The 14,661-nt window shown below is 68.7% G+C and carries 15 protein-coding genes; 9 read left to right on the top strand and 6 right to left on the bottom strand.

Annotated features, from left to right (window positions below; all coding sequences use genetic code 11):
• Positions 1-252: 252 nt before the first annotated feature.
• Both shbA and PSS76_RS19875 read right to left on the bottom strand, forming a co-directional pair.
• A complete protein-coding gene (shbA, locus tag PSS76_RS19880) occupies positions 253-828 on the bottom strand; it encodes an RNA polymerase sigma factor ShbA (protein ID WP_337456568.1) in 576 nt (191 codons plus the stop codon).
• 36 nt (positions 829-864) lie between these two features.
• On the bottom strand, positions 865-1,761 hold the full coding sequence (locus PSS76_RS19875) for a hypothetical protein (protein ID WP_337456567.1): 897 nt from the start codon (positions 1,759-1,761) through the stop codon (positions 865-867).
• 172 nt (positions 1,762-1,933) lie between these two features.
• Here PSS76_RS19875 and PSS76_RS19870 point away from each other — a divergent pair, with 172 nt between their 5' ends.
• Positions 1,934-3,208, top strand: a complete 1,275-nt coding sequence (locus tag PSS76_RS19870; protein WP_081206568.1) for an ion channel protein — start codon at positions 1,934-1,936, stop codon at positions 3,206-3,208.
• A gap of 20 nt (positions 3,209-3,228) precedes the next feature.
• Here the strand turns inward: PSS76_RS19870 and PSS76_RS19865 are convergent, their stop codons facing one another.
• Entirely contained in the window at positions 3,229-4,095 is an 867-nt protein-coding gene (locus PSS76_RS19865) for an alpha/beta fold hydrolase (protein WP_064058258.1), read from the bottom strand.
• A 239-nt stretch (positions 4,096-4,334) separates the two neighbouring features.
• Here PSS76_RS19865 and PSS76_RS19860 point away from each other — a divergent pair, with 239 nt between their 5' ends.
• From PSS76_RS19860 to PSS76_RS19845, 4 genes are read left to right on the top strand one after another with little or no spacing between them, the layout of a single operon-like run.
• The gene (locus tag PSS76_RS19860) at positions 4,335-6,179 is read left to right on the top strand and encodes a multicopper oxidase family protein (protein WP_205316815.1); all 1,845 of its coding nucleotides are present in this window, start codon (positions 4,335-4,337) and stop codon (positions 6,177-6,179) included.
• Positions 6,180-6,236: 57 nt separating this feature from the next.
• Entirely contained in the window at positions 6,237-6,623 is a 387-nt protein-coding gene (locus PSS76_RS19855) for an ArsR/SmtB family transcription factor (RefSeq protein ID WP_005515967.1), read from the top strand.
• Positions 6,620-7,711, top strand: coding sequence for an ACR3 family arsenite efflux transporter (gene arsB, locus PSS76_RS19850; protein WP_064078731.1), 1,092 nt, complete (start codon positions 6,620-6,622; stop codon positions 7,709-7,711). Before PSS76_RS19855 ends, arsB begins: the two co-directional genes overlap by 4 nt.
• 4 nt (positions 7,712-7,715) lie before the next feature.
• Positions 7,716-8,114 carry an arsenate reductase ArsC gene (locus PSS76_RS19845; protein ID WP_337456566.1) on the top strand — a complete coding sequence of 133 codons (399 nt, stop codon included), beginning with the start codon at positions 7,716-7,718 and terminating at the stop codon, positions 8,112-8,114.
• A 40-nt stretch (positions 8,115-8,154) separates the two neighbouring features.
• Here the strand turns inward: PSS76_RS19845 and PSS76_RS19840 are convergent, their stop codons facing one another.
• The 3 genes from PSS76_RS19840 to PSS76_RS19830 form a co-directional block, all read right to left on the bottom strand.
• Entirely contained in the window at positions 8,155-8,247 is a 93-nt protein-coding gene (locus PSS76_RS19840) for a 50S ribosomal protein L36 (protein WP_115155928.1), read from the bottom strand.
• A gap of 110 nt (positions 8,248-8,357) precedes the next feature.
• Positions 8,358-8,486 carry a hypothetical protein gene (locus PSS76_RS19835; RefSeq protein WP_005515964.1) on the bottom strand — a complete coding sequence of 43 codons (129 nt, stop codon included), beginning with the start codon at positions 8,484-8,486 and terminating at the stop codon, positions 8,358-8,360.
• A gap of 172 nt (positions 8,487-8,658) precedes the next feature.
• On the bottom strand, positions 8,659-9,123 hold the full coding sequence (locus PSS76_RS19830) for an ArsI/CadI family heavy metal resistance metalloenzyme (RefSeq protein WP_084968845.1): 465 nt from the start codon (positions 9,121-9,123) through the stop codon (positions 8,659-8,661).
• 96 nt (positions 9,124-9,219) lie between these two features.
• On the opposite strand from PSS76_RS19830, the gene PSS76_RS19825 reads away from it, so the two are divergent.
• The 4 genes from PSS76_RS19825 to PSS76_RS19810 all read left to right on the top strand — a co-directional run bounded on the left by PSS76_RS19825 (position 9,220) and on the right by PSS76_RS19810 (position 14,653).
• Positions 9,220-9,588 (top strand): Rv2640c family ArsR-like transcriptional regulator, encoded by a 369-nt coding sequence (locus PSS76_RS19825; RefSeq protein ID WP_005515962.1) that lies wholly within the window; start codon positions 9,220-9,222, stop codon positions 9,586-9,588.
• Positions 9,589-9,796: 208 nt separating this feature from the next.
• The gene (locus PSS76_RS19820; RefSeq protein WP_013414701.1) at positions 9,797-11,008 is read left to right on the top strand and encodes a carboxylate-amine ligase; all 1,212 of its coding nucleotides are present in this window, start codon (positions 9,797-9,799) and stop codon (positions 11,006-11,008) included.
• Positions 10,989-12,773, top strand: a complete 1,785-nt coding sequence (locus tag PSS76_RS19815) for an N-acetylglutaminylglutamine amidotransferase (protein WP_084968827.1) — start codon at positions 10,989-10,991, stop codon at positions 12,771-12,773. Before PSS76_RS19820 ends, PSS76_RS19815 begins: the two co-directional genes overlap by 20 nt.
• Positions 12,770-14,653, top strand: a complete 1,884-nt coding sequence (locus tag PSS76_RS19810) for an alpha/beta hydrolase family protein (protein WP_081188173.1) — start codon at positions 12,770-12,772, stop codon at positions 14,651-14,653. Before PSS76_RS19815 ends, PSS76_RS19810 begins: the two co-directional genes overlap by 4 nt.
• Positions 14,654-14,661: the final 8 nt, after the last annotated feature.

Below are 14,661 nucleotides of genomic sequence, written 5' to 3'. Positions count from 1 at the left end.
CGTGATCGAGGCTGTCGCAGTCCGAAGACCAAGATCACCCCTCCACCATTGACGCAGTGGGACGGGGCTGCAACAGCAAAGTCGGTCGAACGGGGCGAATCGGTCGAGGGATCGAGGCGCGGCCGGAGGTCGGAGGCGCGCGGACAGCGCTGCGAACAGGGCAAACCGAGCGGTCAGTCGCCGCGGTAACGATGCTGTAACGGTATGAGCTGGACGGGTGATCGCTCTTTGCCACGCTTCGGGTTTCGCGCCTCACCGCGAGGCGAGCTGGGCGCGTAGCCGGTTCAGCGCCCGGTGCTGCGCCACTCGGACGGCGCCCGCCGTCGTGTTCAGCACGCGCGCGGTCTCGGCCGCGCTCTGATGCTCGACGATGCGCAGGCGGAGGATGGTGCGTTCGCGCGCGGTGAGGACACCGATCAGCGACCACGCATGTTGCGTGTCGTGGGCCCGCATTGCGTGCTCCTCGGGCGTATCGAACTCCACGGGGACCTCCGGAACGATGTCGACCGGAACCGATTTGTCGCGACCGAACGCGCGTAACGCATCGACGATCTTGTGCGAGGCGATCCCGAACACGAACGCCGTGAATCTGCCGCGGTCCTCGTAGCCCGGGAGTGCACGCATCACGGCGATGCACACCTCCTGGGTGACGTCCTCGGCCGACAGGCAGCGCGACCCGCGCAGCCTCGACCTGCAGAAGCGCAACACCATCGGCCGCACACGAGCCATCAGCTCCGCCATCGCGTCGTCGTGCCCGGCGCAGGCGGCGGCCGCGACGGCGTCGAGGTCGACGGCACGGACCGGAGGAGGAGTGAAGGTGGAACTCACATCCGACAGGTAACCCGCGGAAGCTGGCGTCTTCCTTCAGCGAATCATGGAAGTCTCTGTGAGTGGCTCCCCCGGACCGCGCAGGTAATGCCCGACCGGTCCCTCGTCGAGGGCGAGTGCCTTCGTGATCACCGAGGCGCCGACCACGATGCCGCACGCGACGAACATCCACCCGATCGCGGTGAAGACCAGGCCGAGATCCCCGAACTTGGCTTCGGCGGTCGCGACCGTCCGTGGCAGGACGACGTTGCCGCCGATCCGCAGCACAGTCAGACCCGCCGCGGTGATCACTCCGGTCGACCACAGGACGCGCGCCGACAGGCGACGCTCGGTGAGCAGATACGGCACCAGGGTCCACAGCCCCGCCCAGACCGCGAACTGGGCGACCAGGACCAGGGAACTGCCCAGGTACGGAACTCCGAGGAGCACCCGTGTGGCACCGATCAGCGCGGCGCACGACGCCACAGACAGCAGCACCGCGATCCACCGCCACCAGCTCGCGAACTTCAGCGTCGGCACGTGCCACACCCGCCCGTACATCCGGCCGAGGGCGCGGGCGAAGGACGTCCCGCCGAGCAGCACCATCAACAGACCGACGATCCCGAAAGCCGCGAACGAGGGTTCGTCGACGCCGAGGCCGTCGGTGCTCACGTCGACGCTGTCCATGGCGATGCCGAACTGGTCGAAGAAGCCCTTCGTGAACGTGTCGTGGCTGCCGATCGTCGAGGCCACGATCACCACCGGCAGCACCGACGTGAACGATTGGGCCGCGAGCGTCATGGACCGGTCCGCCCATTCGATGTCGACGAAGCCCGACAGCATGCGCTGAACCGTCCGTCCCGGAGCGGTGCCGCGCAACCAGCCCTGTGCGGATTCGGACCGGGCGGCGAGCGCCTCCCGAGCCAGCGCGACATTGAACCTCGACGACCGCACGGCATCCCCTTCGGAACGAGCAGCGCCGGGGAGGCGGTCGCCACCCGACGGATTCCGACAGCGTAGGCGAACCGGGCGTGGCTGGTGGGCAGGCGAATCGGATGACGCACCGGGTGCCACGTCGGCGCAGTACGGTGACGAGGCGCCCGATCCCGAGTCGTCGGAGGCGCCGTTGCAGGACGAGGAGCGCGACCAGGAACGCCCGGACGCCCGCGTGATCGCGCGCGAGGCGATGCTCGCCCTGTTCGTCGGAGTCGGGGCGACCGCGATGCCTGTCGCCGTCCTCGCCGTCGCGCGCGCGGTCGCGGACTTCCTCTACGAGACACTCCCGAGCGCGCTGGGGTTCGCCGGCGATGCCCGCTGGTGGATCGCGATCGTGCTGACGGTCGCCGGCATCACCGTCGGCCTGGTCGTGTGGCTGGTGCCCGGGCACGCCGGCCGAGACTCGGCGACCGCGGGTCTGATCGGACCGCCGATCCCGCTGCGGGTGCTGCCGAGCCTGCTGCTCGCGCTGGTCGTCGCGCTCGGTGCCGGCGTCGGTCTCAGCCCCGAGAACGTCCTCATCTCGGTCAACGCCGCCCTCTCCGTGTGGGTGGTGGCTCGGGTGGGGCCCGCGATCGCGTCGGACCGGGTCGCGGCGCTGGCGACCGCCGCGACGATCGGCGTGCAGTTCGGTACCCCCGTCGCGGCCCCCCTGGCGTACCTGGAACTCACCGGGCGGCGCGTACAGGGCAACCTGTGGGACGCGATCCTCGCACCGCTGGTCGCAGCCGGGGCGGGGGCCGTGACGATGGCGGTCCTCGACCGGCCCGTCCTCGCGCTCGACCTGCCGGGCTACGCGACGGTGACGGTGTGGGCCGTGCTCGGCGGGGTCGCGATAGCGACGGTCACCGCCGTGACAGTGCTCGGAGCGGTGTACGCCTACCGCATTCTGCACGCGTCGTTCCACCGCCTTCGGAACCCGGTCCTGATGACGGGGCTGGGCGGCGTCGTGCTCGGTCTGCTCGGGGCGCTCGGAGGCCGGGAGTCGATGTTCCGGGACATCGGGACGATGCGCGACGTCGTGGCGTCGGCGCCGGAGACGTCCGTTCCCCGGCTACTCGTGCTCGGCGGGTGCAGTCTCGCGGCCTTCGCGGTAGCTGCCTCCAGCGGGTTCCGCGGAGGACGCGTCATCGCGTCGGCAGCCGTCGGCGTGACCGCGGGAATGATCGGGCACGCGCTCGTTCCGGGGGTGCCGGTGCCGCCCGCGATCGCGTGCGGGGTACTCGGCGCGATCGTGGTCGCGGTGCGTAGTTGCTGGCTCGGGATCTTCGTCCCGGTGGCGATGGTCGGCTCGGTGACGGTCCTGCCGATCCTGTGCCTCGCCGTGCTGCCGGTGTGGCTGCTGGTGAAGAATCGCCCGACCATGACCGTTCGCCTTCCCCGCGGGTCACCCGACGATCGGTGACCCGCGGAGACGGCTGTCGATTACGTGCGGTCGCGCAACAGGAAGGAGAGCACCGACGCCAGCCAGGCGTCGCGGGCCTCGATCATGGTCCAGTGCCCGCAGTTCGGGAAGACGTGGAACTCGGCGTTGGGGATGTCGCGCATCGGCAGCAGACCCATGTCGACGGGGCTGACGCGGTCGTCGCGTCCCCACGTGATGAGGGTCGGGGCCTTGATCTTGCCGAGCTTCGCCCAGTACGGGGTGATGTCGGCCTGCGCGGCCGCGGCGGCCATCGCCTTCATCGCGGTGCTGCTGTACATGCGGCGGGCGATCTCTAGGGTCTTGGGCTCGGTCGCGAGCGCCCAGCGTTCCTCGATGAGCTGCTCGGTCACCACGGCCGGGTTGTAGACCATCGAGTGCAGCCAGCGGATCAGACTCTCGCGGGAGGGATTGTCCGTGAACTCGGTGAGCAGCTTGATGCCCTCGCCGGGGAAGGGGGACACGACGTTCTTGCCGATGCCGCCGATCGAGACGAGCTTGTTCACCCGCTCGGGGTGGGAGATCGCGATGTTCGCGCCGACACCGCCGCCCATCGAGTTGCCGATGATGTCGACGGTGTCGAGGCCGAGCCCGTCGAGGAAGACCGGCACGGCGCCGACTGCCTCGACCATCGGGTGGCCGTCGCACGGGTCGGAGACGCCGAAGCCGGGGAACTCGAGCACGTAGCAGGTGAAGTGCTCCGCGAAGTCGGCGAGGACGCCGCGGTAGTTGCGCCAACCGGTGACGCCGGGACCGGAACCGTGCAGCAGCAGCAGCGGCGGACCGTCGCCGGCCTGGTGGTACCGGAGCACACCCTGATCGGTGTGCAGTTCCCGCTTGGAGTCCTCGTAACTGATCTCAGTAGTCATCGTCCGCCTCTGTTGGTCGCGAATGTCATCCGGGTCACCAGCCTGTCGTGAATCTCCACCGAGCACCACATCACCTCCCGCGCAGTGAAAACCTTTCGCGGGGCGATTCGCCCGGGTCGCCGGAAATCCGCCGGTCGATCCCGGTTGATCCACGCAAAGCGCCAGGGCGGCAGTCGGTTCCGGCGTACCGTCGGGCGGGCGTGCTCCGGCAGGGCGACCATGGGGGAGTGTGACGTGACATGAGCGGACGCATCTCGCGACGCGCGTTCAATCGAGGACTGGTGTGGACGGCCGGGGCGATCGGGGCCGGTGCTGCGGGAATGGCCGCGGTGCGCGCCCAGGATCTCGGCGATCTCGGCAACATCGATCCCGCGCGTCCGCTGCTGTTCGCATCGCCCGAGCTCGAACCGTTCGTCGATCCGCTACCCCGGCTCCCGGTGCTCACCGGCTCGCAACTCGAGCTGCGGGCCGCGAGTACCAGCCACCGGTTCCACCGCGACCTCGCACCGTCCCCGGCTCTCGCGTACGGGGGAATGGACTACCTCGGCCCCACCGTCGAGGCACATGCCGGAGACGCGATGACCGTCGCCTACCGCAACGAGATCGGCGTGCACCCGCTGGCGGCGGACTTCGACACGACACTGCACGGCGTCACCGAGCAGGACCGGACGTCGGTACCGACGTCGATGCACCTCCACGGGGCCGTCACGCCGCCCGAACACGACGGTCATCCAGCGTTCCTGCAGCGTCCCGGGCAAGGGCACGTGCACCACTATCCGAACGGGCACGAGGCCACCCAGCTCTGGTATCACGACCACGCGATGGGTATCACCCGACTCAACGTGTACGCGGGGCTGGCCGGCATGTTTCTGCTGCGCGACGAATTCGACACGGGCACAACCTCCAACGCGTGGGGATTGCCGTGCGGCGAGTTCGAGCTGCCGCTGGTTCTGCAGGAGAAGATCTTCACCGCCGACGGACGGCAGAGCATCCGAGCGACGCCGGTGGTGCCGCAGGGACGCTGGGACGGCGGCACCCCGGGCGACGTCGGCGTCGTGAACGGCAAGATCTGGCCCGAACTCGAGGTGGCGCGCGGGATGTACCGGCTGCGCCTGGTCAACGCGGCGTCGTTCAGCGTGTGGAACCTCTTCTTCGGCAACCGGATGCGGTTCTGGGTCCTGGGCATGGAGAGCGGCATGCTCGCCGCTCCGGTACCGACGACCCGGATACGCCTCGCGCCCGGTGAGCGCGCCGACCTGCTCGTCGATTTCGGCGCGGTGGAGCCCGGCGGCACCGTGGAGTTGTGCAACGACGAACCGCCGCCGCTGGCGGCGTCGCAGCGCGGGGCGCGGGCCATGCCGTTGTTCTGCCGATTCCGCGTGGCCGACGGGCGCGGATTCACCGCGGCCGTCCCGGAAACCCTGCGCGGCGGGGCCGGACAGCCGTCGGACCTCGAGCCGGTCCCGGCGCCACAGGTGCAGCGGACCGTCACCGTCATGCAACTGCCCGATCCGTCGACCGGCAGTGTGCTGATGTCGCTCAACAACCTTCGCTTCGGTGACGCCGACATCGAGATGCCGCGGCAGGGTGCGGTCGAGCAATGGGACATCGTCAATGTCACACCCGAGCCGCATCCGATCCATCTGCACCTGGTCAACTTCCGGGTTCTCGGGCGGCAGGACTTCGACGTGGCGCGGTACACCCGGGAGAACCCGGCACCACCGGTCGGGACCAAGTGGGCCCCGCCCGTCGACGCGTTCGTCACCGGACCGCTGATTCCGCCGGAACCGTGGGAGGCCGGTCCCAAGGACACCGTCGTCGCGAATCCGGGAACCGTCACCCGGATCGTCGCGGTGTTCCCCACCGCCGGCCGGCTGGGATTCGACCCCGACGCGACCTTCGGTGTCGGCGAGCTCGCGGCTCCGGTGCCGCCGCAGCACGGCGGCCACGGCACGCCCGCCCACGCCGGGCACGATGCGGCCCCGGCCGCGTCCGGCCCGTTGCAGGGGTACGTCTGGCACTGCCACATGCTCGACCACGAGGACCACGACATGATGCTCGGTTTCCGCACCGTCGCCGAGTGACCCCGCGGACGGCACCCCGGTCGGGAGCGGTGATTCGATCGGTGTCAATATAGATACATGTCGAATCAAGAGCCCGCGGGGACGTGCTGCGCCCCGCTCGGGGTCCGGCCGCTGGCGGAGGACCGGGCGAACGATCTCGCTCGGATGTTCAAGGCGCTCGGCGATCCGGTACGTCTGCGGATGCTGAGTCTGATCGCCGCCCACGAGGGCGGCGAGAGCTGTGTCTGCGACATCTCGCCCGCGTTCGACCTGTCCCAGCCGACGATCTCTCACCACCTGAAGGTGCTCCGGGAGGCGGGTCTGCTCGACTCGGAGCGGCGCGGAACCTGGGTGTACTACCGCGTGATTCCGTCGGCCCTGGAGCAGCTTTCGACGGTGCTGTCCGCGGAATGGGGTGGCGTCGCCGGCTCGGCCTGCCCGCCGGTCGTGGAGATCGTCCGGTGACCGACACGAGCAACCGGACCGCGGTGGTCGGCAAGCTCTCGACGCTCGATCGGTTCCTGCCGGTGTGGATCGGCGTCGCGATGGTCGTAGGCCTGCTGCTGGGGCGGACGGTGCCCGGCCTGGGCGATGCGCTGTCGTCGGTGGAACTCGACGGCATCTCGCTGCCGATCGCCCTCGGCCTGCTGATCATGATGTACCCGGTACTGGCGAAGGTCCGCTACGACCGCCTCGACACCGTCACGGGTGACCGGCGGTTGCTGCTCGGATCGCTGCTGCTCAACTGGGTTCTCGGTCCGGCGCTGATGTTCGCGCTCGCATGGATCTTCCTGCCCGACCTGCCGGAATATCGGACCGGCCTCATCATCGTGGGCCTCGCCCGCTGTATCGCCATGGTGATCATCTGGAACGACCTTGCGTGTGGCGACCGGGAGGCAGCCGCGGTACTCGTGGCGCTCAACTCGGTGTTCCAGGTGATCATGTTCGCGGTGCTCGGCTGGTTCTACCTGTCGGTGCTGCCCGGCTGGCTCGGCTTGGAGCAGACCACGATCGACACCTCGCCGTGGCAGATCGCGAAATCCGTTCTGATCTTCCTCGGAATCCCACTTCTGGCCGGGTTCCTCACTCGATACTTCGGTGAGAAGTCCAGGGGCCGAGCGTGGTACGAGTCGGTCTTCCTGCCGCGAATCGGTCCGTGGGCGCTCTACGGGTTGCTGTTCACGATCGTGATCCTCTTCGCGCTGCAGGGCGAGCAGATCACCTCGCAGCCAATGGACGTGGTGCGGATCGCGATCCCGCTGCTGGCGTACTTCGCGATCATGTGGGGTGGCGGCTACCTGCTCGGCGCGGTCGCCGGACTGGGCTACGAACGCACCACCACGCTCGCGTTCACCGCGGCGGGCAACAACTTCGAACTCGCCATCGCCGTGGCCATCGCCACCTACGGCGCCACCTCCGGTCAGGCGCTCGCCGGCGTCGTGGGCCCGCTGATCGAGGTTCCAGTGCTCGTCGGACTCGTCTACGTCTCCCTGGCGTTGCGTAAGCGGTTCGCGCGCCCCGCGTTCGCGCAGGCGTCGTCGAAGGAGGCCTGAACAGATGACCGTGCCCAGCGTGCTGTTCGTCTGCGTGCACAACGCCGGCCGGTCCCAGATGGCCGCCGGATTCCTGGCTCACCTCGCGGGGAATCGGATCGAGGTCCGCTCCGCCGGCAGTGCACCGGCCGACCAGATCAACCCTGCAGCCGTCGAGGCGATGGCCGAGGTCGGCATCGGCATCTCGGCGCAGTCCCCGAAGATCCTCGACGTCGGCGCGGTGCAGGCATCGGACGTCGTGATCACGATGGGCTGCGGCGACACCTGCCCGGTCTTTCCTGGAAAGTCCTACCGCGACTGGGTGCTGGACGACCCGGCCGGGCAGGGGTTGGCCACCGTCCGACCCATCCGTGACGAAATCCTCGTCCGGGTGAAAGCGCTGATTGCCGAACTCCTGCCCTAGTCGGTGGGTGCCGTGCCGGAGGATGGGCAACTGAAGGTTATTACCGCTGGCGCGCTTTGCATCGGGGGTCTCTTTTATCGATTACGAAGACCTTTCCTCTGCGCCGCACCAGGTGGGAATTTCGAATCTTCATTCGGTACTCGCATTCGATCGGTGCGGTCGCAGGTCGAACGCGGCCGGGCCGGGGTGGCACTGCGGGCTCGATGAAGTCGCAGTGGCACCCCGGCCCGGTTGAGTAATCGCCTAGCCGAGCAGTTGGCCGGCAGATTCCGCGGATCCGGAGAAGAAGCTCAACGCGCCGAACAGGTCGGCAGCAGCGCCGGCGAAGTCGGCGATGAAGTCGAGGTAGGGAATGAACTCGGCGGAACCCATCAGTGATCTCCTATGTATCGGTGGTGAATGGGGAAATCCCTCGAACAGCTTCCGGAATTCGGCGATCGATGGCAAGAGAATGTGTCCCGCACCACTCGATATAGGAATGTATTCACATTTGGCGATATCTCTATATCGAACGGTGCGGGTGAGAATGGGCGGAGGAGAGTGCTCAGCAGCAGAAGGATTCGTTCTCTGTATCCGTTCCGCAGCACACGTCGCCCTGGGCTTCCCGTGGGCCGCCCAGATGTTGCGGGCTGGAACCGAAGGTCTCCGAGTCGGCGAGCACGGTGTAGACCTCCCACTTCTCGCCGGCCGGCCCGGTGACCCACACCTTGTCCTGCGTGGCGAAGCAGCAGGTGGTGCCTATCTCCTCGTCGGTGAACAGGCCCTCGTCGGTGAGCCGCGCGATCTCCGCGTGGACCTTCTCCGACGATTCGACCTCCACGCCGAGGTGGTTGATCGTGCCGCCCTTGCCCGGGTTTTCGAGCAGGACCAGCTTGAGCGGCGGTTCCGCGATCGCGAAGTTCGCGTATCCGGGCTTCAGCTTGGCGGGCCGGGTGCCGAACAGTTTCGAGTAGAACGTGACCGCCTCTTCGAGGTCGTCGACGTTGAGGGCGAGTTGAGCGCGTGACATGACGGTTCCCACCTATGCGATATATGTCGAATTGCCTACCTCTACAGGTTGCCCACCTCTTCGACATAAGTCAAGGGGCTGCGTAGGATCGTCGTCATGCCGAAAGCCCTGCCGGTCCTCGACGTCAGTGCGCCGATCTGCTGCGCGCCGGTGTCCGCCGCTCCCATGGGCGACGACGAGGCGCTGCAGGTCGCGCTCCGATTGAAGGCGCTCGCGGATCCGGTCCGGATCAAGCTCGTGTCGCTCCTGCTCACCGCGGATGCCGGTGAGGTCTGCACGTGCGATCTCGCCGTCGGCGTCGGGCTCGCGGAGTCCACCGTCAGCCATCATCTGGGCCAGCTCCGGAAAGCCGGCATGGTCGAGTCCACTCGCCGGGGCATGAACGTCTACTACCGGGTGCGCGGTGAATCACTGGACGCCCTGCGGCTCGTGCTCGACCCCAACTGCTGCGCAGAGTCGCGGTAGCGCCGTTCGTCCCCACTTTGCAAGGTTGCGGGCGGATATCAACATGCCAACGAACGCCGCAAGGTGTGTCTCGGCGGGGCCGATGGTGCGAACACTGATTCGGGCGCCCGGTTGAAATCCTGGCGGCCGGGGTAAGCATCGACGAGTCGGTCGTATGCGGAGGTTGCGCATTCCCGGAGCACTGGCCGACGGACAGGGAGGACCCTGGATGAGCGGGCGCAAGCTCGGTGTCGAGGAGGAGTTCCACCTCATCGACGCCGAGACCAGGCGGCTCGTCACGCGTGCGCCGGAACTGCTCGAGCAACTGCCCGGCGACGTGTACGTCGAGGAACTGCAGCGCTGCGTCGTCGAGGTCAACAGCGGCGTCTTCCTGCATCTGGCCGATCTACGCGCCGACCTGACCCATCGGCGTCGGGTCCTCGTCGACACCGCCGCGGAACTCGGTGTCGGGGTGGTCGCCGCGGGGGCGGTGCCCCTCTCGGTGCCCGCCGAGATGGCCGTCACCGAGACACCGAGATACCGGCGGATGCTGGCCGACTATCAGCTCCTTGCCCGCGAGCAACTGATCTGCGGCACCCAGGTGCACGTCGACGTGGTGGACCGCGACGAGGCCGTGCGCATCGCGAACCGGGTGGTCCCGTACCTGCCGATCTTCCTGGCGCTGAGCGCGAGCTCGCCGTTCTGGGCCGACGGCACCGACACGGGGTACGCCAGCATGCGGTCACTGGTCTGGAGCCGCTGGCCCACCACCGGGCCCGCGGCGCCAGTGGAGTCCGCCGCGGAGTACGACCGACTGATCGCCGACCTCGTCGCGAGCGGGGTGATCAGCGGACCCGGGATGGTCTACTTCGACCTGCGGCCGTCCGACCGCTACTCGACGCTCGAGCTGCGGGTGTGCGACAGCTGCCCGTCGGTCGACACCATCGCGCTCGTTGCCGGCCTCTTCCGCGCGCTCGTCGAGCGCGAGGCCGAGGCTCTCGACGCCGGCAGGCCGGGGCTGCAGGTCTCGCCCACACTGGTGCGGGCGGCCATGTGGCGGGCGGCGCGCTCGGGCCTCGAGGGCGAGCTGGTCGACGTGGAGGCGATCGCGCCGCGCCCCGCGCCGCACGTGGTGGACGGCCTGATCGGTTCCCTGCGCCCCCAGCTCGAGTCCTCCGGCGACTGGGACGTCGTCTCCGGGCTGGCGGCGACCACCCTGCGGGTGGGAAGTTCGTCCGCGCGGCAGCGCCGGACCCTGCTACGGCGGGGTCGATTGACCGACGTCGTCGACCTGCTCGCCGCCGAGACGGCCGGTCGCTTCGACCTGGACGCGGGTCTTCCCGACCCGAACGCGTCGCGGCGAGGTGGCCGGGACACCTGGACCGTGACCGGGAACGACATCCCGGGAGGAGTAGCCGAACATGTGTGGCATATGCGGTGAGGTGCGATTCGACGGGAGGCGGCCCGACATCGGCGCCGTCGCCCGGATGTCCGACGCGATGGTGACGCGCGGACCGGACACGTCCGGCGCGTACGCGCAGCAGTCGGTGGCGTTCGGTCATCGCCGCCTGTGCATCATCGACCTCTCCGCCCGCGGCGGGCAGCCGATGGTCGACAGCGAGCTCCGCCTGTCGCTGGTCTTCAACGGCTGCATCTACAACTACAAGGAGTTGCGCGAGGAGCTCCGTCAGGCCGGGTACCGGTTCTTCTCGACCGCGGACAGCGAGGTGGTGCTCAAGAGCTTCCATCGTTGGGGCCCCGACTGCGTCCACCGCTTCAAGGGCATGTTCGCCTTCGCGGTGCACGAGATCGACTCCGGGGTGGTGACGTTCGCCCGCGACCGGCTCGGGATTAAACCTCTCTACTTCGCGCAGACGCCGGAGCGGTTGCGGTTCGCCTCGACGTTGCAGGCGCTGTTGCGCGGCGGCGGCGTGGACACGACGATCGATCGTGCGGCGTTGCACCACTACCTGAGCTTCGCGGCGGCCGTGCCCGCCCCGCTCACCATGTTCGAGGGCGTCCGCAAGCTGCCGCCGGCGACGATCCGGGTAGTGCAACCGGACGGTAGTTCCACCGAGAGGCGTTACTGGGAGCCGAGTTTCGAACCCGCCCCGGATCGGGCGTCGTGGACGCCGCAGCAGTGGCAGACGGCTTTGATGGACTCGCTGCGCACCGCCGTCTCCCGCCGGATGGTCGCCGATGTGCCGGTCGGGGTGTTGCTCTCGGGCGGTATCGATTCGAGTCTGCTCGTGGCACTGCTCGCCGAGCAGGGGCAGCGGGACCTCGCCACCTTCAGTATCGGATTCGACTCGGCCGGAGGCGAATCCGGAGACGAGTACTTCTACTCCGACCTGGTCGCCCGAACGTTCGCCACCGACCACCACCAGATCCACATCGACCCGGCCCGGCTGCCGGCGGCGGTTCCTCGCGCGATCGAGGCGATGAGCGAACCGATGCTCAGCCACGATTGCGTCGCCTTCTTCCTCCTGTCGGAAGAGGTTTCCAAGTCGGTCAAGGTGGTGCAGTCCGGCCAGGGCGCCGACGAGATCCTCGCCGGCTACCACTGGTATCCGCCGCTGGTCGGGGTCGCTCGGGAACAGTCCGCCGAGGCGTACGCCAAGGTGTACTTCGACCGGACCCACGACGACATCGCGATGATGCTCGGGCCCGACTACCTTGTCGATCACGACGTCAGTACGGAGTTCGTCGTCCGGCACCACGATGCTCCCGGCGCCGACACCGCCGTGGACGCGGCGCTGCGGCTCGACACGACAGTGATGCTCGTGGAGGACCCGGTCAAGCGGGTCGACACGATGACGATGGCGTGGGGGCTCGAGGCCCGCGTGCCGTTCCTCGACCACGAGTTCGTCGAGTTGGCCGCCACGTGTCCGCCGGACCTCAAGCTGGACGGGGGCGGCAAGGGCGTGCTCAAGGAGGCCAGCCGCGGTCTGCTCCCGGACGCCGTGATCGACCGGACCAAGGGGTATTTCCCGGTCCCGGGCATCCGGCACCTCGAGGGCGGGGTCCTCGATCTGGTGCGGGATGCTCTGCGAAGTCGCAGTGCCCGTGAACGAGGGTTGTTCCGGCCCGAGTTGATCGAGGCGTTGTTCGCTGCTCCCAACGACATCCGGACCGCCCGCGGTGCCAACACCATGTGGCAGGTGGGGCTGCTGGAGATGTGGTTGCAGGCCATGGAGCGGTTGTGACCGCTGACCGGCCGGCCGAACCGTCGCGCGGACAGCACATCCGCTTCACGTCGGGTGCGTCGGTGTCGCCGGACGCGACAGGTTTCGCGCACCTCGTGGACGATGGCGGCTATCCCTGGGCCGTTCAGCGGTTCCTGACGGGGCGGCACGGCAGCACGGACCGTCGGGTCGAGCTGCCGGTCCCTGGTCCCGTCACGAAGATCGTGCACTCCGCGGACAGCGGATGGCTCGCGTGCCAGGTGGCCCCGCACGCCGGCAACCGCACCCAGGTGTGGGTGGTGCGCACCGACCCGCTGGACCGCTCGGCCCGCCGCGTCGGGGCGCAGGACGCTGTCTCGGCCGAACTCATCGGGTGGGACGGGAACCGGGTCGCGCTCACCGCGACCGACGAGGAAGGCGTCGCGGAGGCGCGGTTGGTCGATCCGCAGACGCAGGAGGCCGTCACGCTCGACCGCCGCGTGGGCTCCTTCCTCGTCGACTCGTGGGCCGGAGCGGCACTGTTGCGGGTGGGCCCTCGCGGACACCGCGAACTACTGCTCCAACGGGACGACGGAACTCGTATCCCTCTGCTGCCGTCCGACTTCGGATCCACCACCGACATGGGCGTCCTGCTCGACGACCACCGACTGCTCGGCGTACTCGGCCGGTACCGGTCGCCGTGGGCGTCGAGCGAGGGGGAGCCGGACCAGTACATCCGGGCGCTGGTGCGCAGCGACAACGGCGCGGAGTTCGCGCGGCTGCTGGGGGTCGCGGTCTCCGCGGAGGGTGTCTCCTACCGAGTGCTGGCCGAACGGGACTACTGCGGCCTCGACGAGTTCGTCGTCAGTGACGACCACACCACCGTGGCGTTGCTGTGGAACTACAAGGGGCTGAGTGAGTTACAAATCCTGCACCTCGCCGACGGCACGCTCGACTCGCCGATCCAGCTGCCCGGACTGGTGGCGTCGGAGCTGAGCATCAGCGCCGACGGGTCGCTGCTGGCGGTCACGGTCGAAGGGCCCGGGATGCCGCCGTCGGTGGAGATCGTCGACCCGCGGACGGGCGAGTGGGGTCCAGTGGAGCCCGCGCGGACCCGGATCGCCCGGGCCGACGCCCCGATCCTCGCCGAGTTCACCGCGCGCGACGGGCTGCCCCTCAGTGGATGGCTGTACCGGGCGGCGGGGGAGGGCCCCGGGCCGGTGATGCTGTGGTTCCACGGCGGACCGGAACTGCAGGAGCGCCCCGGCTACAGCGACTACTTCCCGGCCCTCGTCCAGGCCGGCATCACGGTTTTCGCGCCCAACGTGCGTGGTTCGGGCGGATTCGGGCGCACCTTCGTCCACGCCGACGAGCGGTACGGCCGGTTCGCCGGTATCGACGACGTGGCGGACTGCGTGCGTTACGTCGTCGACAACGGTGTGGCCGACCCGGCGCGGATCGCGTGCGCCGGGCATTCGTACGGCGGCTATCTGACGCTGGCGGCCCTGACGTTCCACCCCGACCTGTTCGCGACGGGCATCGCGGTCTGCGGGATGAGCAATCTCGAGACGTTCTACGCCAACACCGAGCCGTGGATCGCGGCCGCGGCGTACCCCAAGTACGGGCATCCGGAACACGATCGGGAACTGCTTGCCGAGCTTTCACCGATCCACCGTGTCGACGCCCTGACCGCACCGGTGCTCGTGGTGCACGGCGCGCACGACACGAACGTTCCGGTCAGCGAGTCGGAGCAGGTGGTGGCATCGGTTCGGGCCCGCGGTGGTGTCGCCGAACTGCTGCTGTTCGACGACGAGGGCCACGACATCGTCAAGCGGGAGAATCGGGACGCGCTCGCCGAGAAGATGGTGACCTGGCTGACCAGCCGACTGGCCCGATCCGACGCCCCGGTGTCGGCGATGTGACGGGGTGG

The sequence above is a fragment of the Prescottella sp. D32 genome (genome assembly GCF_037287305.1).
Taxonomy (GTDB): Bacteria; Actinomycetota; Actinomycetes; order Mycobacteriales; family Mycobacteriaceae; genus Prescottella; species Prescottella equi.
Note: the sequence above shows the minus strand (reverse complement) of the source record. Positions and strands in the feature narration are given on the sequence as shown.

Bases quoted from the DNA above. Each gene is read 5' to 3' on its own strand.
- PSS76_RS19825 (WP_005515962.1), top strand. From the start codon at position 9,220: ATGCCGAAAGCCCTGCCGGTCCTCGACGTCAGTGCGCCGATCTGCTGC.
- PSS76_RS19845 (WP_337456566.1), top strand. From the start codon at position 7,716: ATGACCGTGCCCAGCGTGCTGTTCGTCTGCGTGCACAACGCCGGCCGG.
- PSS76_RS19820 (WP_013414701.1), top strand. From the start codon at position 9,797: ATGAGCGGGCGCAAGCTCGGTGTCGAGGAGGAGTTCCACCTCATCGAC.
- PSS76_RS19815 (WP_084968827.1), top strand. From the start codon at position 10,989: ATGTGTGGCATATGCGGTGAGGTGCGATTCGACGGGAGGCGGCCCGAC.
- PSS76_RS19865 (WP_064058258.1), bottom strand. From the start codon at position 4,095: ATGACTACTGAGATCAGTTACGAGGACTCCAAGCGGGAACTGCACACC.
- PSS76_RS19855 (WP_005515967.1), top strand. From the start codon at position 6,237: ATGTCGAATCAAGAGCCCGCGGGGACGTGCTGCGCCCCGCTCGGGGTC.
- PSS76_RS19830 (WP_084968845.1), bottom strand. From the start codon at position 9,123: ATGTCACGCGCTCAACTCGCCCTCAACGTCGACGACCTCGAAGAGGCG.
- PSS76_RS19840 (WP_115155928.1), bottom strand. From the start codon at position 8,247: ATGAAGATTCGAAATTCCCACCTGGTGCGGCGCAGAGGAAAGGTCTTC.
- PSS76_RS19860 (WP_205316815.1), top strand. From the start codon at position 4,335: ATGAGCGGACGCATCTCGCGACGCGCGTTCAATCGAGGACTGGTGTGG.
- PSS76_RS19835 (WP_005515964.1), bottom strand. From the start codon at position 8,486: ATGGGTTCCGCCGAGTTCATTCCCTACCTCGACTTCATCGCCGACTTC.